Below are 19,776 nucleotides of genomic sequence, written 5' to 3'. Positions count from 1 at the left end.
GGAATCCGGCGCCGGATCGGCATAGAGCACGGCGCATGTCCACCGGCGGATGACCCGCCCACCCCGAGGAAAACGATGGCCGCAGAACCGCGCATCATCACCACGACCGACGAACTTGCTGCGTTCTGCGAACTCGCCAAGGCGCAACCCTATGTCACGCTGGATACCGAGTTCCTGCGTGAACGGACCTATTATTCCCGGCTGTGCCTGGTCCAGATGGCGCTGCCGCCGGCCTCGGGGCCCAAGGCGGCAGGGGGGCCGGCGGTGCTGGTCGACCCCATGGCCGAGGGGCTGTCGCTCGAGCCGCTTTACGACCTGTTCCGCCACACCGCCACGGTCAAGGTCTTCCACGCCGCGCGGCAGGATCTGGAAATCTTCTTCCACGATGCCGGGGTGTTTCCCGACCCGCTGTTCGACACCCAGGTCGCGGCGATGGTCTGCGGCTTTGGCGAGCAGGCGGGATACGAGACGCTGGTCAAGCGCATCGTCCGGCAGCCGCTGGACAAGTCCTCGCGCTTTACCGATTGGTCGCGCCGGCCGCTGACGCAGGCGCAGGCGGAATATGCGCTGGCCGACGTCACCCATCTGCGGGCGATCTATGAATATCTGTCGGCCCAGCTGAAAAAGACCGGGCGCGAATCTTGGGTGGCGGAAGAGGCCGCGGCGCTGGTCGATCCCGAAACCTATATCACCCGCCCGGACGAGGCCTGGGCGCGGGTGCGCACGCGCTCGGGCTCGCCGCGGTTCCTGGCGGTGGTGCGCGAACTGGCCCGGTTCCGCGAAACCTACGCCCAGACCCGGGACGTGCCGCGCTCGCGCGTGTTCAAGGACGATGCGCTGATCGAGCTGGCCTCGGCCAAGCCGCTGACGGACGAGGATCTGGGCAAGTCGCGGCTGCTGCTGCGCGAGGCGCGGCGGGGCGAGATCGCGCAGGGGATCCTGGCCGCGATCAAGGCCGGGGTCGAGACCAGCGATCTGCCCAAGCCCGTTCCCGACCAGCCCGGCCTGCCCGGCAATGCGGCGCTGTCGCAGCTGCTGCGGGTGCTGCTGCAGGCCAAGGCCGACGCGGCCGGGGTGGCGCCCAAGCTGATCGCCTCGGCTTCCGATCTGGATGCGATCGCATCCGGGGTGCGCGACGTGCCAGCGCTGTCGGGCTGGCGCGCCGAGGTCTTCGGCAACGAGGCGCTGCTGCTGACCCAAGGGCGGATTGCCCTGTCGGCGCGCGGCGGCGCGGTGCTGGTGGTGCCGGTGGGCTGAACCGGGCTCAGCTTCGGTCGTCGAGCCCGATGTAGATCAGGCAATAGGGAAAGGCGATCTCGCGGTCCGCGAGCCGGTCCAGATCGCCCACGCTGCACCGGATCACCTCGCAGTCGGGATAGCCCGCGTTCAGCACCAGCGCCATTGCCGTGTCGGCGGGGTAAAGCTCGCGCGCCTTGGCGATCAGCCGCGGCAGGTCGAGTCCCATGCAGAACAGCACCCAGCTGTCGGGCAGGCAGTCGCGGCCGGCCTCCATGAAGGCGGCAAGCCCGCTCAGCTGCAGGCGCTGGTTCTGGTCATGCAGCAGCGACTGCGCCAGCGCCGCATTGCCGGCGTTGAAGCTGGACACGCCCGGGATCAGTTCCGGCTGCAGGTGGCGGAACGCGGTCAGATAGCCGCGATAGGGGCTGAACAGCGCCGCATCGCCGGATTCGAGCAGGACGATGGTCTGCCCCGCCGCATGGGCGGCCTCGATCCGCTGGCGGATCGCATCCTGCTGCCTTGCCGCCTCATCGGGGTCGAGACGGCGCAGGGCGAGATCGTCGAACAGCCCATGGCCGCCGTCGATCACCTGCTTGCCGGCCAGCTCGTCGGCAAAGCGCTTGCGCTGGCTGTCCGAGGCGATGACCAGATCCGCCTGTTGCAGGATCCGGTAGCCCCGCAGCGTGATGTTGTGATGCGCCCCCGCGCCGGCGTTGACGATGAAAAACCGCGATGTCTTCATATCGGTCCGCTTTGCCGTGGGATCGTTCCGTGGATTGCGCGCAGTCTGGCAGGGAAGGGGCGGCAGGTGCAAGCCGCGGGCCTGCGTCGGATAGGCTGTTGACAGCGGTGCTGATCGCGTCGCGTGCAGCTTTGGCCGGCGGATGCTAGTCCGGCAAGCCGTAGGTGAACGAGCTGGTCGAGCCGATGACGACTTTCGAGCTGCCGGCAACGAGGATCACCACATTCTTCCCCCCCGGCTGTGCCTCTTGAAGGAAGCCCCGATTTCGGACAGTTTGCGGCCGTGCCCGACAGTTCCTTCCCACAGCAGATTGCCGGCCTGGACGCGGTTGCGCTGGCGCGGCGACTGATCGGGGCGCGGCTTGTCGTCCGCGGCGCCGGCGGCATCATCATCGAGACCGAGGCTTACGGCCGCGACGATCCGGCCTCGCACAGTTTTCGCGGGCCGACGCCGCGGAATGCGTCGATGTTCGGACCGGCGGGCCATGCCTATGTGTATCGGTCCTACGGGATCCATCTTTGCCTCAACGTGGTGGCGCAGGCGGGCGAGGCGGTGCTGATCCGGGCGCTGGCCCCGGGCACCGGCATCGAGCTCATGCAGGCGCGACGGGGCCGTGGGCCGTTGTGCAGCGGCCCCGGGCGGCTGGCGCAGGCGCTGGGGCTGGACATGGACGACGATGGCGCGCCCTTCGACGGCGGGGACTTCTCGATCACCCTGCCGCTGGCGTCCCCCAAGCTGCTGGTCGGACCCCGCATCGGCATCAGCCGGGCGGAGGACCTGCCCTGGCGCTTCGGCCTGGCCGGCGCCGAGGGGCTGAGCCGGCCATTCCCGCGCTTGGGTTGAAGGTCAGGCCGGAAACCGGTGCCGCGGCTGGCACTACAGCGGCCGGGTTTCCTTCACATAGGTCTCGAAGAAATCGGAAAACGTGGCGACCCGCAGCGGCAGCCGCTCGTAGGGCGGATAGAACAGCGTCAGCCAGATCGAGGGCGCCGACCAGTCGGGCAGCAGCTGCGCCAGCTCGCCCGCGGCCAGCGCCTCCTCGACCATGAAGCGCGGCAGCAGCGCGATGCCCTCGCCCTGCAAGACCAGCCGGGCCAGCAGGTCGCCGTTGTCGGTGCTGAACCGGCCCCGCGCCTTGTGCGCGCGGCGGCCGGGGCCGCGCGACAGCTCCCACACCTCGGTCCGCGCCTCGGGGCCGTAGCTGAGGCAGCTGAAGCGCGACAGATCCTCGGGGGTTTGCGGGGTGCCGTTGCGGGCCAGATAGCCCGGGGCGGCGACCAGCAGCCGCGGCACCGGGCACACCTTGCGCCAGATGGTCGACTTGTCGCCCGGCGGCCCCGAGATGCGGATCGCCAGGTCGTAATCCCCCTCCACGATGTCGACGAAACCGTCCGACAGCGACAGCGCCACATGGGTGTCGGGGTAAAGCGCGGCGAATTGCGACAGCACTGCCGGCAGCACCTTGAGCCCCAGCGAGATCGGGGCGCTGACCCGGATCCGCCCCGAGGCGATGCCCTGTGCCTCGCGCGTGTCCTCGGCCGCCTCGGCCAGACCCTTTGCCAACGGCGCCACCCGCGCGGCATAGACCGCGCCCGCCGCGGTCAGCGCCACCTGCCGCGTGGTGCGCACCAGCAGCTGCACCCCCAGCCGCTGTTCCAGCGCCGCGATGGTGCGAGTGACCGAGGCCGGGGTCAGCCCCAGCTGGCGCCCGGCCCCGGCAAAGCTTTCCTGTTCCGCGACGGCCAGGAACACCCGGATGGATTCGAGTTCGCCCATGCCCCGACCGTTACGGCACGCGCAACAGTCTGCGCAAGCTTGCAGCGGCGGCTGGGTGTAATCGGCGGCCCCGGGTGGGCCGCCGCCTGCCGGATCAGGCGCGCTTGGCGTCCAGCGCCACCGGGCCCGCGCCCGCCGACGCCAGATACAGGAAGACGAAGCAGAACAGGATCGCCGCCACCCCGCCGTTCTGCGCCGGATAGAAACCCTGCGGCGCATGGGCGATGAAATACGCGAACGCCATCAGCCCCGACAGCACAAAGGCCGACAGCCGGGTCCACAGCCCGATCATCACCAGAAAGCCCAGGGTCAGTTCCAGCACCCCGGCGATCCAGGACAGCGAGCCTGCGGGCGGCATGGCGCCCGACGCCGGAAAGCCCAGGATCTTCTGGGTGCCGTAGCTGAAGATCACCAGCCCGGCGATGGCGCGCAGCAGGCTGTGCAGATAGGGTTGGTAGGGTTTGAGCATGGTCATCGGTTCGTCCTTCGGTTTGTCGATGTCTGGTGAAAAATCAGGCGCGGCGCAGGAAATCCGCGATCCGGCCCAGCTCGGCGGGCGCGATCTCGTGGCCGCCGTCGTGCAGGGCAAGCTCGGTCCTTGCACCCTGCGCGGCCAGCCAGTCGGCCAGCGCCTGCGTCCGGGGCAGGGGGCAGATCGGGTCGCGCCGCCCGGCGGTCAGCAGCAGCTGCCTGCCCTTCAGCCCCGGCTGGTCGGCGGGGGTCCAGGGGATCAGCGGGTGCATCAGCACCACCCGGTCGAACAGCTCGGGCGCGCCGAACAGGACCGAGGCGAGGATGTTGGCGCCGTTGGAATACCCCAGCGCAAGGACCGCCCGCCCCGCGTTCGCGTCCCGATGCGCGCGCAGGAATGCGGTCATCCGCTGCGTGCGGGCGGCGAGGTCCGGCATGTCGTAGACCCCTTCGGCGGTGCGGCGGAAAAACCGGCTGGCGCCCTGTTCCGACACATCGCCGCGGGGGGCGACGATCGCGGCCTCGGGCAGGATCTGCCCGATCAGCGCGGTGACTGGTGTTCGTCCCCGCCGGTGCCGTGGAAGGCAAGGACCAGCGGCGCCCCCGGGCCGCCGGGCCGGGCGAAATGATGGTAAAGCTGGGTGGCCATGTCAGTCCCTGGTCTCGTCAGTCCCTGATTTCGGGCAGGAAGCGTTCCAGCTGGCTGCGCAGATGCGCGTGCTGCGCGGGCAGCTTCAGCGCCTCGCCCAGATGGGCGGTATCCTCGTCCCGGTCGAAGCCGGGTTCGTTGGTGGCGATCTCGAACAGCACCCCGCCGGGGGTGCGGAAATAGATCGCCCAGAAATAATCGCGATCGATCACCGGGGTGACGTGGTAGCCGGTGTCCATCAGAGCCTTGCGCACCCGCAGCTGCGCGGCGCGGTCCTCGACCGCAAAGGCGACGTGGTGGACCGAGCCCGCGCCCTGCCGGGCCGGTTCGGCGACTGCCAGCGTCTCGATGTCGATGTAATCGGCGCCGTTGCCATTGATGGCAAAGCGGATGGTGGCGCCCTGTTTGCCGGCCTCGTGGTAGCCCATGAACCGCAGCAGCTCGGCCGTGGCGCCGGCGTCGCGCAGCCGCATGGTGACGCCGCGGAACCCGTGCACCCCCTCGCTGGCCGGAACCGGGCCGGCATAGGGCTGGCGGGGGTCGCCCTCGACCTCGACCAGCGCGAAGCCGTCGCCGTCCGGGCCGCGGAACCCCAGCCGGGTTTCGCCGAAACCGTCGTATTCGCGCAGCCCGCCGACGCCCTGCGCCGCCAGCCGCTGCTTCCAGTAGCCCAGCGAGCCCGAGGGGACCGAGAACAGCGTCTCGGACACCTCGCCGGTGCCGGGACGGCCGCGGGCGATATGCGGAAACGGGAAATAGGTCATCACCGTGCCGGGGGTGCCGGTCTCGTCGCCGTAATACAGGTGATAGACGTCGGGCGCGTCGAAGTTCACTGTCTTCTTGACCCGCCGCAGCCCGAGGGTGCGGGTGAAGAAGTCGTTGTTTTCCTGCGCATCCGCCGCCATCGAGGTGACGTGATGCAGGCCCTTGATCTCGGTCAGCATGATGCGTCCGCCTTTGCCTGATTTCGTTGCAAGTGAGATAGAGGCGGGGCGAGGCCGGGAGAATATCCATAATCCGGCATTGGTTGTTGCGATAATCGCAACAATGGGCGGCGGCGGCGGCGGGGGCGAGCAGGACCATTGCATGATGCACGGCTATGTCGACATGGACACGGTGGTGGAAGAGGGCGGCCATGTCGGGCATGGCGCGATCCTGCATTCCTGCGTGGTGGGCCGGGACACGCTGGTCGGCATGAACGCAGTGGTGATGGACGGGGCGGTGCTGGGGCCCGACCGCATCGTCGCCGCCAATTCTTTCGTCCGGGCGGGGTTTCGGGGGGCGCCGCGGCAGCTGCTGGCCGGCACGCCGGCTGCGGTCCGCCGCGAGGTTACGGAGGAGGAAATCGCCTGGATGGCGCTGAATACCCGCGAGTATCAGGAGCTTGCGTCCCGCTCGCATCGCGGGCTGCGTCCGGCTCAGCCGCTGGCGGCGGCCGAGGGCGACCGCCCGCGGCTGCGCGGGGCGACCGAGGTGGTGGCGATCCACGCAGCCGCGCGCGGCTGATCCGGCAGGCGGGCGCCGAGTGGCGTCGGGTCAGGAAGCGGCGGCCCGCTTCAGCGCCTCCTGGCAGGCGGCCTCGTCGCCGGCGGCAAGGGCGGCGCGGGCCTTCTGCAGCGCGGTGGCGCGGGCGTCGGTGCCGGATTCGGCCTGGGCCTGCTGGGCGGCGGTGGCCTGGCCTTCCTGCTGCGCCTGCGCGTCCTGGCCGGACATGGCCACGTCGCTGCTGGCCCCGCTGGTGCTTTCCAGCGGCGCGGTGCTGCCGTCCTTGGCGATCTCGTTGCCATCCGCCGCGTCACCCGCGCCTGTGGTGGTGTTAGTGGTGGTGCCGGTCGTCGTGCCCGCGGTCGTGTCGGTGGTTGCCGTGCCCGCCGTGTCTGCGGTTGTCGCGTCCGCAGGTGTCGTGGTTCCGGTGGCCGTGGTCCCGGTGGCCGCAGTTCCTGCCGTGGTGTCGGTGGCGGTATCGCCCTGCAGCGGCGCCAGCGAGCCGTCCTTGGCAATGCCGTCGGCCGCGGCCGAGGTCTCGGCCTCGAACTTCGCCAGGTCGGCGGCGCAATCGGCATAGGCGGTGCCGGTGGCAACCAGCGTCAGGCTGGCGACCAGTATCTTCAAAGATGCGGTCATCTCGATTTCCTCCCCTGCGCCGGATCGGCGCAAGGCAGGTGAACCCGCAACGGCCGCAGATGTTCCAGCCGGGCGCATCCGGCCGCCGCAGCCTAGCCGCCACCGCCCAGAGCCACCGACATGAAGGCGCGGAAGACCGCGGCGGGGCCGAACAGCGGGCGGGCGCCCAACCGTCTGGTCCGTTGCATGGAGCGCGCGATAACTGCACGGGTAGCGGCGCGAATCCTCAGGGGTGGGGGAATGCAGATCGGGGCCGCTGGGTGGGCTGGCAACGACGCAACATTGCTTGCAATCGTTCAGCGCCAGTTATGTTCTTTGGTGGGGCCAGTGGTGGGTCGTTCTGGCGAAATCTTGGAAAAATAATTTAATAACAGAAACTTGCGTCTGTAATGTGGCGGGCCGAAGCCGATGAAACAGAGAACTACACCTACGCTATAGCCCTCCAAAATTGAGGTACAAGCGAGCGTTCGTGACGTCGAGCGCTCCAGCGGCGTGCGCTGCGGCCATCAAACTTCATTCTGCCGCGCGGATACAGCTTCGGCATTCCAACTAGGGGATTCCCTTTGGCACCAATGTGGTGCATAGTGGTGCACTATGGGGAATCTGCGGTATGTCATCAAAAGTGAGATTTTCGGTCAGCTTGGACCCAAAGACCAACCGCGCCATTGAGGAATTGGCCCAACGGCACCAGCCGGAGCTATCAAAAAGCTACATCGTCGAATACGCTTTGCTTCGCCTTCTGAAGGGGATGGATGCAAAGCAGCTCTTGCTCCCGCTTGACCTTGAGGGCGGCCATGACGCGGAACGCTGATCACCTCGCCCACCTTGACAAATGGTGTTCCGTTTAATGAGGCGGCCAACCTTATATATGTTGATCGGGATGTGCCATGGATAGCCAAGGCCGCGAGCTTCTAGATCAACTATATAGCGCGTTCTCCGAGAGGTCGAACGATCTCTTTGATGCTGTCGCGCAGCCCGGTGTGCTCAGTGAAAAGGATAGCTTTGCTTCCCGCTGGACCGATCTTGGTGATTGGCTGAGTCTCGCGAAGCGGCTCGGAGCGGAAAAAGTGCTCTTCGTTCGTGGCGATCCCGTCGCGGTCTTCAGTGACGCTCAAGGCGCGTCCGATGAGGTGGCGCTGGGAGAACTCTATCGTCGTGCTTGGTGCATGACGGAGCCTCGTTGTCTTTTCGTTGCACTCCCGCAGGAACTCCGAATTTACGATCTGAATACACCGCCGAAGCGAGGAGGGCCGCCAAGTGATCCTTGGCGGGTGCTTTCGTCTGCCGCCGATGTGCTCAAGTTGACGCGCGAGATCGATGAATATGGCCCCGATCTGCAGGGGCTAATGGAAGTGGGAAATTCTGCACCCGCTCGGGCTGACCGTCGCCTCATTGATGATCTGCGGCATGTCCGTTCGCAGCTTGAGGCAACGGGCCTCTCGATGGCCGAGGCACATGCTCTCATCGGCCGTTCGATCCTCGTGAGATACCTGGAAGATCGGGGTGTACTGACGCAAGCCTATTTTGATGAAGTGGCCGGCAATAATCAGACATGGCAGACAGCGCTTTATAGCGAGGGAGCTATTCCCGTGCTTGGGCCGCCGGGAAAGCAGCGCCTCTACGACAGGGTGCTTTGCGACGCTGACTTTACCCACGCGCTATTCAAAAAGCTGTCCACGGACTTTAATGGCGATCTGTTCGCACTCGGATAAGCGCGGGAAAAGCGGTTCGACGAGGTGGCACTGAAGCTCCTGCGTGCATTCCTGCTTGGAGAGATTCAGGCTGGTCAAGAGCCTCTATTTTTCTGGGCGTACGATTTTGAGGTAGTCCCTCTCGCCCTGATCAGCAGCATCTACGAGCAATTCTATCATGACGCTCTCAATAAGGAGACTTCCAGAAGAACAAAAAATAATTCCTCCTATCCTTTGCCTCAAGCAGACAATGCAGACACGTCCGTCCTCGTCATTGACGAGGGTCCCGAAGAAGATGCTTTCGAGGAAGGTGAACTAAAACACGGCGCGGGTACGCATTACACTCCAGCTAACCTTGTTCACGATGCACTGCGAAGGACGCTGACCCCAATCTGCTTATCGCACCATCCGAAGATACTTGATCCTGCTTGTGGGTCGGGAATCTTCCTTGTGGAAGCGTTTCGCAGGATCGTCCGCTACGAGGCCCAAAGCCGGAAGCGTAAGCTATCGCCAGATGAGTTGCGGGACATTCTCCAGAATCGCATTTTCGGCATCGAAATCAATGCGGAAGCCGCCCGTGTCGCAGCGTTCAGCCTTTACCTAGCGCTTCTTGATCAACAGGAGCCACCCGATATCGCCTCGGGAGGGCCACTGCCTTATCTACTGCACAGTGGCCCGCGCGACGAAAAACACTTTGGGATACTCATTGTTTCAGACGCTTTTGCGCTGACTAACGATGAACGTGAGTTACTCTCGAAGCGCGTAGCCGCCAAGAAAGCCTATAAGGGTCGTGCGGGCGACGTCAGACTGCTGACTAATGCCGGAGTTCTGGACCTGCCGCTCGGCGGCTTCGATGTCGTGATCGGCAACCCCCCTTGGCAGGAAGCGCCGTCCCTCCCTCGTAGCTGGGCAGCCGCATTCAAACTTCCGGAGGGCGAAGGAGCCTACTCCCAGCTTTTCATTCATCGTGCTCTGACGTTACTTCGAGAAGGCGGGAGGCTGGGGCTTCTCGTCGGCATGAAGGTATTCTGGAATGACCGCGATACGAGCAGAGCATTTCGCGGGAATCTGTTGACACATGCGGCGCTCAGGCAAGTGGTGAACATGGCGCATGTGCGCCGTGTGTTTTTCGCGAAAGCAGTCGCGCCGTTTGCATTCTTGCTAGCTGAAAGGTGCTCGCCGTTGCCCGGTGATCGGGTTGTAATCTGGAATGCAAGGCGGGTTCGAGCTGTAGATCGGTTGCGGTCCATGGCAGCCGTCCCGCTTGACCGACGCGTCGTAGCTCAAGGCGATCTGGCCGATGCCGACTATCTTTGGAAAGCCTATTGGTGGGGGGGCATCATGACGCAGCGCTGCTGTCCAGGCTGGCGTTGGAGCGGACGCTAGGGGAAACGGTCAGGAGCGCCGATCCACAACCACGCTACGGTTGGCAACGCGGCAACACCGTCCCTTCCGGAAAACTTGCGACCTTACCTGAACTTAGCAACCGAAAGGTGCAGCCATTTGGGCGCTTGCAAGAAGGGTGGTTTGTACCACCACCGACCGGGATAAAACGAGACCCCGATCAACGGATTTATAGCGGACAACGCCTAGTTATTACCCATGGCGTGAGGGAGCCTGTTGGTCCTGTCGCTCGACTAGAGACTCGCGAGTTCTCGTTCCGGCATAGCTTTTACTGCATTCCATTGCCGCATCTCACTGAGAAGGAAGCTCAGTTGGTGCTCGGAGTGATGTGGTCTTCGCTAGGCCGCTACCTGCTGTTTATGACCGCCGGCAGTTGGGGCGGGTGGCATGACAAAGTCACTGCCCGTGACCTGCTCCGCATGCCGGTACGCCTTAAGCCTTCATGGGGCATGCCGAAGGTGAAGCATGACGAAGCCGCAATGCGCATTGTGCAAGCCGTGGCCCAGTTGCGCGATCTCCCATCTCACGACCCCCTCGCACGTGGGCTTTTCTATACGTCCTCACATGAGAATCCTGAAGAAAATTGGCTGGGTGTACTCGATGAAGCCATTTTCGATTTGTTTGAGCTTTCCAAGGCTGAACGTGATTTAATTGAGGATTTCTGGGCTGAGAACCACGAACTCTACTGGAAAGGAGCGGAAGCGGAGGCAACCAAACGCTTAACGTTAGCTGGGACTTTGAACGGTACACAAGCAGACTTTCCGGCGACTCCGATCGTACTGGATTGCAGCCTTACCTGCGGGCCTTTCTGGAGGCTTGGAACGCACAGTTGCCCGAGGGTACAGAATTCCACTGGCAGGTAGCTATTTCGCCGGCTCGCGATGCAGTCGCTGTGGTTTTCGCTTTGGGTGGCGAAGATATATCGGCACAGCAAAGCCATGACAGGAAGTGGGAATCGATTGTCGCGCGGTGCGCTGACGCACTCGATCAACCGATTTCACCTGCGTTTTATGCCAAGCGTGTTGTCAGGGCAGCGACAGCCGACAACTTTATTATTCTGCGGGAGAATACACGCCGGCTTTGGACGGCCAGCACCGCTAGAGAAGACGCCGAAGCCTTGTTCGTACAACTTGCTGTGCGTGGCAAGGGTTGAACGGGATGGCTGGGCTGAACGAGGTTTCGATCAATCTATGGCCGTCATTTGTTGAAAAAGTCCAAGATATTGTCAAAGCTGGGCTCCAGCGTCTCGCTGAGGATGCCGAGGAAAATGGGTTTGTCGCGTCGTGCGAAAATGACCTCAATCGAGAATTGTTCTTTCGGATGAGGCGGATTGCCGCCGACCGTCACAGAACTCTTCTCTCGTTATCTCCAAGCCCTGCTTTGAGCCGAGAGCACACTTGGAACCTAGTCGCTGCTTACGAAGCAAATAATCAACCTAGCCCAGACGATCCAGAGAGGACGCCGCGCGAAAATAAGCGCCCTGACTTTCAGGGGAGTTTCTTAGACGATCAGGCAACAGATATTGACCGCTCTACAAGAACCTATGTCGTCGAGTGCAAGCGTTTAGGTCAACCAATCGGTGCGTGGATTTTCAACACAAACTATGTGGCGCAAGGCGTAGGCCGATACATTGCTAAGTCGCACCTCTATGGCAAGGACGACGCCGGCGGCGGCATGATCGGCTATATTCAATCGATGGACATCGATACGATCTGGTCCGACATCGATCATAATCTAGGTAGTGCGGGAATTACATCACTTCCCAAGTTATCGCCCATTTCAGGATCACCTGCACTACACGTCGCATCTCATGAGATAATTCGTTCGGATGCGTCTTCTCCATTTCATCTACATCATACTTGGGTCGATCTTCGTGTATCAGGCACGCAACCGGCCTCTGATCCATGTGGTGCAGAGAGCACGGAATAGCGACGCATGACGGAAACTTTCAACTACATCTCTTTTGGAAACTGGGAATACATCGAGGGCAACGTCGATGACATCAGCATGGGTCGGGGACGTATGTTCGAGTATACGCCGCCGGACACCGAAAAACGACTTGAAAGCCTCGATGTTACAGCACTCGCCTTTCTAGAAAAGCTACCGACCTTCTTGTGCAGCGAGATCAAGTCGGGCGCAGACGCCGTCTCCATGCTGATCAAATATGGTCGGGTTTCCAACGTCAATCTCGGACATAAGGAGGTCTCCGCCGCCTTCGAGACCTTAATCAACTTCGGCGAGGTGGAATTCGAGAGCATTGAGGCAGCTCGCACGGTGTTTGGCGCGGATAAGTTTCAACTCTATCGAACCCATTGGGCCGTCCGTGAAGGTGATGCTAGTGAAATACTTAACCGGCTGGCTGAAGCGAAGCCCGATCTTGCCCAAGTTATCGCGGCCGCGCATGCTCCTGCCGACGCCGCCGCCGCAGTCCAACCGCCGCCTCGCGACAAAAAGATTCTTGGCAACGCCGACAGCGTGGAGCGGTCTTGAGCTTCTCTACAGCTCGCCGGCGAAGGTGGGGACTGAGACATTCTTCAGGGGACACAGTGACGCGCGCTATGAGTTGACCCCGTCTCTGCTGCGCAAATGGGATAATGGTGACTGGCAGTTCATGCCCAGCGAGGATCGCCTCTGCAAAGAGCTGCTGATCGCCCATCACGATGAGTTCCACGGCGATGATTATTGCTTCGACCGCCTCGTGCGCATGCAACATTACGGCCTGCCTACGCGGCTGCTCGACGTTTCCGGAAATCCGCTGGTAGCACTATTCTTTGCCTGCTCGTGCAAGCCAGATCAACTCGGCATCGACGGCGAGGTCATCGTCTTCCAAGTCGCGTCGGACGGCGTGAAATACTATGATTCTGACACCGTCAGTTGCCTATCCAACCTCTCAAATCTGACCTATGCGCAGAAGAACGACATAGACCTCAGCCTCGACCAAGACGCTTTCAACGCAACGGATGTCGCCGGCAAGCTGCTCCACCACATCAAGTCCGAGAAGGGTTTTTTCGAGGGACGGATCGTTCCTGACGACCTGGGCTCTATCATCTGCGTAAAGGCGAAGCGCACGAATACCCGGATCAAATCGCAGTCCGGAGCCTTCCTGCTGTTCGGCCACGAAGCCGCGTTGCCCGATGCAGGACAGGACGGCATCGAGATCAGCCGGGTGACGATCAAGAATAAGGCGCACATTCTCAACCAGCTCGACCGCATCAATATCAACGCCACGACCGTCTATCCAAGCATTGACCAGACCGCAGTTCATTTGCGAGATCAGCACCAGTCACCGGAGCCGGTCAGAATGGCTACCAGCACTACGTCCGACGATCATCCAGAGGTTTGACGGAGTGGCTCCGCCCTCAATCCGATATGATGTGGCCATGAATTCTAGGGCTGTAGCGTAGAATCGGCGGATTGCTATCTCACCCGGTGAAATGCGGCAATCGGCGGCAATATCGCGCCATAGAGGGCAATCGGCGGTTATGGCGGGCCGAAGCCGACGAAACGGAGAACTACACCTACGCTATACCCCTCCTAAATGGCTAATGAAATGCGGTCCCGGCGCTTCTGCGCCGGGGCTTTTTCATAGCGGCCCTCCGGCTCTCTACAGCGCAATGTGGAAGCGCGTTCGCCTCCGGGCCAACGCGGCATCGCCTCCGATGATCCCGCCGGAAAGACCCGGATCAAGACGCTTCTCAAGGCTTGGATTCGTTCCGGCGCGCTGATCGTTGAGCGCATTCAAGACGCGAACAAGGGGCGCGAAACGCCGATTATCGAGGTCGGGGAATGGGCTTCCCCACCTTGAAAAACGAGGTGGGGAAAGGTGGGGGAAGTGGGGAAGAATTCAGACCCTGAAATCTTCCCCACCACCACCCCGCCCCCTTTAGGGGGTGGGGGTGGGGAAAGGTTGAAAGCGGCGCGGCAGGATCGGGGCATTTGAGGTGGGGATCCGTGACGCCGAGGTCGCCGGCATAGAAGCCCTGCGGCGCAAGGATGCGGATCCGGCGATCTGGCTTCTGGAATTGGAGGAAGTCTGATGAGCCTGCACCAACGCCGTTACAACAACGCGGTCGCCAGCGCTCGACGCCTCGCCGACGAGGGCGATAGCACCGGGGCGGCGGAATGGGCGCGTGCGGCTCTTGGATTCGCCGAAGCGGCCGGCGTTTCCCGCGCCGAGGCCAAGGCAGCGGTCGCCGGGCTGGGTTGGTCCAGCCCCGCCACCGCCCCCAGCAGCAGGGAACCCGGCGCGCGCCGCGCGATGACAAAGCCGGCCGTTGCCAAGGCATGGCGGCGGGCAATCACCTCCGAGGACGCCAAGCCCGCCCCCAAAAGCGCCGTAGCCAAGGCTTGGCGTAAGGCGCTGTCCGACCGCAATCCCTTCGCCGGCCGTCACCCGGCCGACCGCCTGTAAGGATCACACCATGCACATGGACATTTTCAACGACGACGCCTTTTCCGCCGTCACCATGACCGAGGCGCTTGAGGATTACGAGTTCAAGCCCGACCTGCTCGGCTCGCTGGGCCTGTTTGAGGATATCCCCACCGCGACAACCTCTGTCAGCATCGAACGCCGGGGCAACACCCTTTCCATAATTCCGACCTCGCTTCGGGGGACGCCGCCCTGGGAAGGCGAGCGTGACCGCAGGAATCTGCGCAGCTTCGAAACCACCCGGATCGCGAAGGGCCATACCCTGCAAGCCTCGGAAATCCAGAATCTTCGTGCCTTCGGCGAGGAATCGGAGCTTGAGCAAATGATCGCCTATATGGGTCGCTACGCCCGCAACCTCGTCTCGGACGTGGAACTGACGTGGGAAAACATGATGCTCGGGGCGGTGCAGGGCGTGGTTTACGATGCTGACGGCAGCGTTATTTACGACTGGTTTGATGAATGGGGCATCGCGAAACCGGCCGCAATTTCCATGGATCTGGACGATCCCGCGATTGTGGTCGAGATCAAGGCCCGCGCGGTTTTGAGAACGCTCATCCAGAAAAGCGCCGGCAATTGGAACGCTGATTCCTATGGGATGGCGTTGTGCGGCGATGAATTCTTTGATTCCCTGACCGGCCATAAGAGCGTTCGGGAAACCTTCCTGAACACCGCTGATGCCCAGCTTCTCAACCGGGCCTTCGGGGTGCGGGCAGCGAGGATGAAAGCCTGCTCGGCTCGACCCCTGCGCTTGCGCTTGGCGGGATCGTGTTCATCAACTATCGCGGTGTCGATAGCTTCTCGGATGCAGCGGCCCACGGCACGAAATCTGCGCTGGGCATCAGGAGCGCCGAAGCCCGGGTCTTCCCGGTCGGAGTCCCCGGGGCTTTTCAGCGGGCGTTCGCTCCGGGCGAAGGCTTCGAGTCCGCCAACACCATCGGCCTGCCGCTTTATTCCATGCTGATCCGTGACACCCAGCGCGACCACTGGATCCGGCCCGAGGTCTACAGCTACCCGCTGTTTATCGCCACCCGCCCCGAAATGCTTTTGATGCTCACTATTTAGGGCAGAAATCAGGCCCCCGGCCCTCTTGAGAGAGGGGGCGGGGCCGCAGGCGGTGCTTCCTCGCATCGCAGAAATATGGGGGCGGTTTAGCGAGGCCCGTCCCCATAGGCCGGCGGGCTTGCCCCTTTGCCCGCCGGCCACCAATCGCAGCCCTCTCGGAAGCCCCCTATGACGCCGCAAATCTTCCCCGGCACAACGAACCCCCGGCCCCAAGGCGGCCAGATGCTCCGGCCAGCCCGTGAGGCGAGGCAGGAGGGGCCGACCTCGTGCGCGTCGTGGTTGAGGTGCGCGAAACGCAGGTCGCCGCCCACGGCCCGCCCAGCGCGCGACAGCGCCGCAACTTTAAGGCGACGGGTCCTCCGGGAAGGGGTGGGGATGCGGGGGACGCGGCCGCGCAAGATTTCGCTAGCCGCAGATTTTCCAGATTAGGTGAAAAGGTGAAATGCCGTGGGTGTTGAGAAAAACGCAACCGCCGAGGCCGAAAGCAAATCGGCGTTCGCAAAGCGGCTTGGGGTCAGTCCAAGCTACATCACCAAACTGGTCGGCAAGGGCCTGCCGCTGACCGCTGACGGCCGCCACGTAAAGGTTGCCGATGCCCTCGCGTGGGTCCGTGCCAATATCAACTCGCGCGCCGACGAGGGGCGCAGCGCGGCCCGGCCGCCGGTGGACCTCAACGACGCCCGCATCCGCCTGACGCTGGCGCAGGCCGATATCGCCGAGCAGAACGCACGGAAAGCCCGCAGGGAGACCGTGGACCGCGAGGAAGCGCGCCGGGCGGTCCGGGCATTCGGGCGGGCGCTGCGCGACCTGATGCTGAACTTTGCGAACCGATACGGCGGCAGCATGGCCGCAGAGTTGGAAATCGACCCCGCTCGCCTGATGGCGGTGCTCGACGCGCGCATGCGGGAAATGCTGCTGGAAGGTCTGGCGGTGCCGGCACCTTACCACAAGCCGACCGAGCCGGTCATGGGCGATAGCGAATGAGTGAAATCAACCTGTCCGACCAGCGTGCGGCCATGGCCCTGCTATTCGCGGAACGCGACCGCCTCGGCGTCCGGCCCGAATCGCTGCGAAAGCGGGGTAGGGTCGCGATCAATTCCGCCCAATACTGGCTGCGGGGTGATGCCTCGCCATCGATCCGCAACCTCGTGTCCTTCGCCTCGGCGCTCGGCTTCGACGTGTTCCTCGTCCAGACCCCGCGGGCGAGCGGGGCCGGCCCCCGGGAAATCAGCCTCACCGACCAGCGTGGGGCCATGGCAGCATTATTCGCGGAAAAAGATCGGGCGGGCCTGACCGTCTTCGATCTTGAGGTGAAGTCCGGGATCAGCGCGAAGGCCGCATATTCGTGGCGAGCGGGTCGGCAGTCCCCGGCGCTGGCGAACCTCGTGGCACTGGCGCAGGCGCTGGGCTTTGAGATCATACTTAGGAGGGCAAAAACATGGCAACAGTAGCTGCTGTCGCGCAGGTCAAGCTGACGCTGGTCGACAACGTCACGGCCGGCATCAAGCGCATTCAGGCCGCATTCACCCGGCTTTCGCAACGCATCGGACTCGACCGCATCGCGCGCAGCGCCCGCAATCTCGGACGCGAGATCCGGGCCGTTGGCGAAGGCTTCAAGCGCACCACCTCGCGGCTGGGCCGTCTCACCGCCGCAATCGGTCTCGACAGCGGCGGGCTGCTCGCCGTCACCGCCGCCCTTGTGCGACAGACGACCACGCTTAGCGTGGAATTGGACGGCCTTTCCCGGCGCGCCGGCGTCTCGGCCGAGGCGCTACAAGAACTCAAGCATGCCGCCAGCACGCGCGGCGTCGAACTGAATACGCTTACGGACGGGTTCCGGGAACTCAACCTTCGGGCCGGGCAATTCATCCGCACCGGCAAGGGACCCGCTGCGGATGCCTTCAAGCGGCTGGGATATTCGGCGTCCATCCTGAAACAGCGGATGGAAGATCCTGCCGCCCTTCTCGGCGAGATTATCGAGCAAACCTCCAAGCTCGACCAGCAATCGCAGATGCGGGTTCTCAACGATATTTTCGGGGGCAGCGCCGGGGCCGATTTCGTGAAGATGGCCGGCATGAGCGCAGAAGAAATCTGGGGCCTGCGTGTCGAGGCCCGGAAGTTGGGAATCGTCCTCGGCGATGACGTGGTCGCGGCCGCCGCCGATCTGGACACGGCGTGGTCGGGGCTGATGAAGCGTTTCGAGGGAATGCGCTTGCGCATCGGTGCCGGCCTGATCCCCGTGTTCCAGCAGGCCGTCGATACGATAACCGAATGGGTTGATGCGAACCGCGAGCTTATCCGCACCCGTATCGAGCGGGTGGTCGACGGGATTACGCGCGCAATTCGTGCCATTCTCGATCCCGCCTCGGAGTTGCGTCAGCGCTTCGCCTCGCTTGTTGAGGGATTCTCGCGGTTCTATGAAAATATCCGCCCCGTCATCGACTACATCGGCGGCCCCGCCGTCGCCGCGCTTGCGCTGCTGGCGCTCTATGTCAGCGGCCCTCTGCTATCCAGCATCGGCCTTCTGTCCCTTGGCCTGGGTCATCTGGCTAAGGTCATCATGGCGACCCCGTTCGGCTGGTTTCTGGCTTCCGTGGCGGCCGTGGCGGCATCGGCCTATGTCCTCTGGCAGCGCTGGGACGAGTTCCTTGCCTATTGGTCCGGCCTCTGGGGCCGCGTCACCGTCGCCTTTGATGAGGGGTTCATGCAGGGTGTCGCGGCGCTGCTGCTTGAGTTCAACCCGGTCGTGCATATCGTGCGCGGCATCGACGCGGTCTTCGAGTATTTCACCGGCATTTCCCTTCTGGAAGTCGGCCGGGAACTGCTTCTCTCGCTGGACCGGGGGTTCGCATCGGTCATCGGCACCTGCGTCGACACCGTAAACGGGCTGGTGGGCGATTTGGTCGACATGCTGATGGCGAAGGTGTCGGCGTGGTATGACGCCGGCCGCGCTTTCGTGGTGGGGATCTGGGAAGGCATCAAGGCGGGATGGTCCGCGCTGTCCAATTGGGTGAGCGGGGCCGTGGATGGCCTCGTCGCGAAGATCACCGGCTGAACGCCGGACTATCTCAAGGAGAAGCTAAGCTTCTCGGTCGAGGTGGCCCCGACCGTTTCCAGCGCCGGCCCGCAGCGGCCGCCAGCATTCCGGCGGCACCGGCCTTGCACGCGATCCCGCCGCCGCCGGGCGCTGGCTTCGACGTCGAGGCCGGCACCATGTCCGCGCAATCGCTGGTCATCCCGGAGCCGCTGCTCGTGCGCGAGCCGCAGGCAATCGACGCCCGCGTGCATATCGGCACGCTATCGGTTGAGGGCGGCAACGGCACCCCGGCCGAGGTGCAGGCGGCGGTTCGGGCGGCGCTGGCGCGGCACGCTTCGGAACAGCGCGCGGCGCTGCAGTCCGGGCTGACGGATTGAGGGGTGGCGGCGCGGTAGTCAGCGGCGGCGGATGCAGATATGATTGCCGCCATGCCGCGTGCTGCCTTCAAGGCCGACCTTGTGGCGCAGGTGGTGGCATGAGCGTGGGAAAAGAGATGCGATGCTACACCGCGATTGTGCATAAGGACGAGGGCAGCGCCCTCGGCCTGACCTTCCTCGATCTTCCCGGCTGCTTCGCCGCTGCCGATGGCTGGGCGGACGTGCAGCGCGCCGCCGTGGAAGCGCTCGACCTCTGGTTTGAGGATGCCGAGGACGTTGAACCCGAGGCGCTGGACGTGATCCGGGCGCGCCCCGAGGTGCAGGCCCAGATCGCAGCGGGGGCAACCTCTGTCACCGTGCCGTGGCGCAGGCGCTGAACCAGAAACGCCCTCGGCCTTGTTGTGGCCGCCAGTCGCCAAGGACCGGCGGTTCACGTCGCCCTTGAGGGAGGACGGCCAGAGGATGAAGCCGGGCTTTCGGCTGGGGTCGCTGCACGGGCGACGGCGCGAATCCTCGGGGCGGGGAAATGCGGATCCGGGCGGCTGGACGGGCGGGCAAACGACGCAACGTCGCTCGCAATCGGTCAGCGCCAGTCATGTTCTCTGGTGGGGCTAATGGTGGGGCTGCCCCGGCGCGTCCTTGAGAAATGTCTTTAATAACAGCGACTTACGGTTGCAGTATGGCGGGCCGCGACCGATAGTGATGATCACTACATTTACGCTATAGCTTTCTGGGGCGCGAAATCTTTGTGAAGCAAAACGAGAAGCGATATCGT

At 63.6% G+C, this 19,776-nt stretch carries 22 protein-coding genes and 1 pseudogene; 17 read left to right on the top strand and 6 right to left on the bottom strand.

The window, feature by feature from the left end; all coding sequences use genetic code 11:
* Positions 1-75 precede the first annotated feature (75 nt).
* The gene (gene rnd / locus BUB57_RS00095; RefSeq protein ID WP_073060093.1) at positions 76-1,257 is read left to right on the top strand and encodes a ribonuclease D; all 1,182 of its coding nucleotides are present in this window, start codon (positions 76-78) and stop codon (positions 1,255-1,257) included.
* 7 nt (positions 1,258-1,264) lie between these two features.
* On the opposite strand, the gene BUB57_RS00090 is transcribed toward rnd, so the two are convergent.
* A complete protein-coding gene (locus BUB57_RS00090; RefSeq protein WP_073060090.1) occupies positions 1,265-1,981 on the bottom strand; it encodes an SAM-dependent methyltransferase in 717 nt (238 codons plus the stop codon).
* A gap of 282 nt (positions 1,982-2,263) precedes the next feature.
* Between BUB57_RS00090 and BUB57_RS00085 the strand changes: the two genes are divergently transcribed.
* The gene (locus tag BUB57_RS00085; RefSeq protein ID WP_143159548.1) at positions 2,264-2,824 is read left to right on the top strand and encodes a DNA-3-methyladenine glycosylase; all 561 of its coding nucleotides are present in this window, start codon (positions 2,264-2,266) and stop codon (positions 2,822-2,824) included.
* A 33-nt stretch (positions 2,825-2,857) separates the two neighbouring features.
* Here the strand turns inward: BUB57_RS00085 and BUB57_RS00080 are convergent, their stop codons facing one another.
* From BUB57_RS00080 to BUB57_RS00065, 4 genes are all read right to left on the bottom strand, one after another.
* Complete coding sequence (locus BUB57_RS00080; protein WP_073060087.1) at positions 2,858-3,757, bottom strand: LysR family transcriptional regulator; 900 nt, start codon at positions 3,755-3,757, stop codon at positions 2,858-2,860.
* Positions 3,758-3,851: 94 nt separating this feature from the next.
* Positions 3,852-4,232, bottom strand: coding sequence for a DoxX family protein (locus tag BUB57_RS00075; protein ID WP_073060085.1), 381 nt, complete (start codon positions 4,230-4,232; stop codon positions 3,852-3,854).
* A 37-nt stretch (positions 4,233-4,269) separates the two neighbouring features.
* Positions 4,270-4,665, bottom strand: a complete 396-nt coding sequence (locus BUB57_RS00070; protein WP_327082955.1) for an alpha/beta hydrolase — start codon at positions 4,663-4,665, stop codon at positions 4,270-4,272.
* Positions 4,666-4,894: 229 nt separating this feature from the next.
* A complete protein-coding gene (locus BUB57_RS00065) occupies positions 4,895-5,821 on the bottom strand; it encodes a VOC family protein (protein ID WP_073060082.1) in 927 nt (308 codons plus the stop codon).
* A gap of 142 nt (positions 5,822-5,963) precedes the next feature.
* On the opposite strand from BUB57_RS00065, the gene BUB57_RS00060 reads away from it, so the two are divergent.
* Positions 5,964-6,383, top strand: a complete 420-nt coding sequence (locus tag BUB57_RS00060) for a hypothetical protein (protein ID WP_200796383.1) — start codon at positions 5,964-5,966, stop codon at positions 6,381-6,383.
* A 30-nt stretch (positions 6,384-6,413) separates the two neighbouring features.
* On the opposite strand, the gene BUB57_RS00055 is transcribed toward BUB57_RS00060, so the two are convergent.
* Positions 6,414-7,001: a hypothetical protein gene (locus tag BUB57_RS00055; RefSeq protein WP_073060075.1), complete on the bottom strand. Its 588-nt coding sequence runs from the start codon at positions 6,999-7,001 to the stop codon at positions 6,414-6,416.
* Between the two features lie 887 nt (positions 7,002-7,888).
* On the opposite strand from BUB57_RS00055, the gene BUB57_RS16380 reads away from it, so the two are divergent.
* The 14 genes and pseudogenes from BUB57_RS16380 to BUB57_RS00005 all read left to right on the top strand — a co-directional run bounded on the left by BUB57_RS16380 (position 7,889) and on the right by BUB57_RS00005 (position 19,378).
* Positions 7,889-8,713, top strand: coding sequence for a hypothetical protein (locus tag BUB57_RS16380; RefSeq protein ID WP_143159547.1), 825 nt, complete (start codon positions 7,889-7,891; stop codon positions 8,711-8,713).
* Positions 8,714-8,737: 24 nt separating this feature from the next.
* Positions 8,738-10,078: an HsdM family class I SAM-dependent methyltransferase gene (locus BUB57_RS00045; RefSeq protein WP_084731871.1), complete on the top strand. Its 1,341-nt coding sequence runs from the start codon at positions 8,738-8,740 to the stop codon at positions 10,076-10,078.
* A gap of 329 nt (positions 10,079-10,407) precedes the next feature.
* Complete coding sequence (locus tag BUB57_RS16375; protein WP_143159546.1) at positions 10,408-10,959, top strand: hypothetical protein; 552 nt, start codon at positions 10,408-10,410, stop codon at positions 10,957-10,959.
* A gap of 295 nt (positions 10,960-11,254) precedes the next feature.
* The gene (locus BUB57_RS16370; RefSeq protein WP_143159545.1) at positions 11,255-12,025 is read left to right on the top strand and encodes a hypothetical protein; all 771 of its coding nucleotides are present in this window, start codon (positions 11,255-11,257) and stop codon (positions 12,023-12,025) included.
* Between the two features lie 6 nt (positions 12,026-12,031).
* Complete coding sequence (locus BUB57_RS16815; RefSeq protein ID WP_200796382.1) at positions 12,032-12,586, top strand: hypothetical protein; 555 nt, start codon at positions 12,032-12,034, stop codon at positions 12,584-12,586.
* Complete coding sequence (locus BUB57_RS00040) at positions 12,555-13,439, top strand: FRG domain-containing protein (protein WP_200796381.1); 885 nt, start codon at positions 12,555-12,557, stop codon at positions 13,437-13,439. The genes BUB57_RS16815 and BUB57_RS00040 overlap by 32 nt, the downstream gene beginning before the upstream one ends.
* Positions 13,440-14,132: 693 nt before the next feature.
* A complete protein-coding gene (locus BUB57_RS00035; protein WP_073060067.1) occupies positions 14,133-14,507 on the top strand; it encodes a hypothetical protein in 375 nt (124 codons plus the stop codon).
* Positions 14,508-14,517: 10 nt separating this feature from the next.
* Positions 14,518-15,204 (top strand): annotated as a pseudogene (locus tag BUB57_RS00030) (major capsid protein); the annotation flags it as partial.
* A gap of 86 nt (positions 15,205-15,290) precedes the next feature.
* Positions 15,291-15,587, top strand: a complete 297-nt coding sequence (locus BUB57_RS17340) for a major capsid protein (protein WP_407670314.1) — start codon at positions 15,291-15,293, stop codon at positions 15,585-15,587.
* Between the two features lie 447 nt (positions 15,588-16,034).
* Positions 16,035-16,571, top strand: coding sequence for a hypothetical protein (locus tag BUB57_RS00025; protein WP_073060064.1), 537 nt, complete (start codon positions 16,035-16,037; stop codon positions 16,569-16,571).
* Positions 16,568-17,038 (top strand): hypothetical protein, encoded by a 471-nt coding sequence (locus tag BUB57_RS00020; protein ID WP_073060061.1) that lies wholly within the window; start codon positions 16,568-16,570, stop codon positions 17,036-17,038. The genes BUB57_RS00025 and BUB57_RS00020 overlap by 4 nt, the downstream gene beginning before the upstream one ends.
* Positions 17,026-18,642, top strand: coding sequence for a phage tail tape measure protein (locus tag BUB57_RS00015; protein WP_073060060.1), 1,617 nt, complete (start codon positions 17,026-17,028; stop codon positions 18,640-18,642). The genes BUB57_RS00020 and BUB57_RS00015 overlap by 13 nt, the downstream gene beginning before the upstream one ends.
* Positions 18,643-18,746: 104 nt before the next feature.
* Positions 18,747-19,001 (top strand): hypothetical protein, encoded by a 255-nt coding sequence (locus BUB57_RS00010; RefSeq protein ID WP_073060057.1) that lies wholly within the window; start codon positions 18,747-18,749, stop codon positions 18,999-19,001.
* 98 nt (positions 19,002-19,099) lie between these two features.
* Positions 19,100-19,378 (top strand): type II toxin-antitoxin system HicB family antitoxin, encoded by a 279-nt coding sequence (locus BUB57_RS00005; protein ID WP_073060054.1) that lies wholly within the window; start codon positions 19,100-19,102, stop codon positions 19,376-19,378.
* Positions 19,379-19,776: the final 398 nt, after the last annotated feature.

Source organism: Paracoccus solventivorans (assembly GCF_900142875.1).
Taxonomy (GTDB): domain Bacteria; phylum Pseudomonadota; class Alphaproteobacteria; order Rhodobacterales; family Rhodobacteraceae; genus Paracoccus; species Paracoccus solventivorans.
The sequence above is the reverse complement of the archived record's forward strand: the minus strand, read 5'-3'. Positions and strand labels throughout refer to the sequence as shown.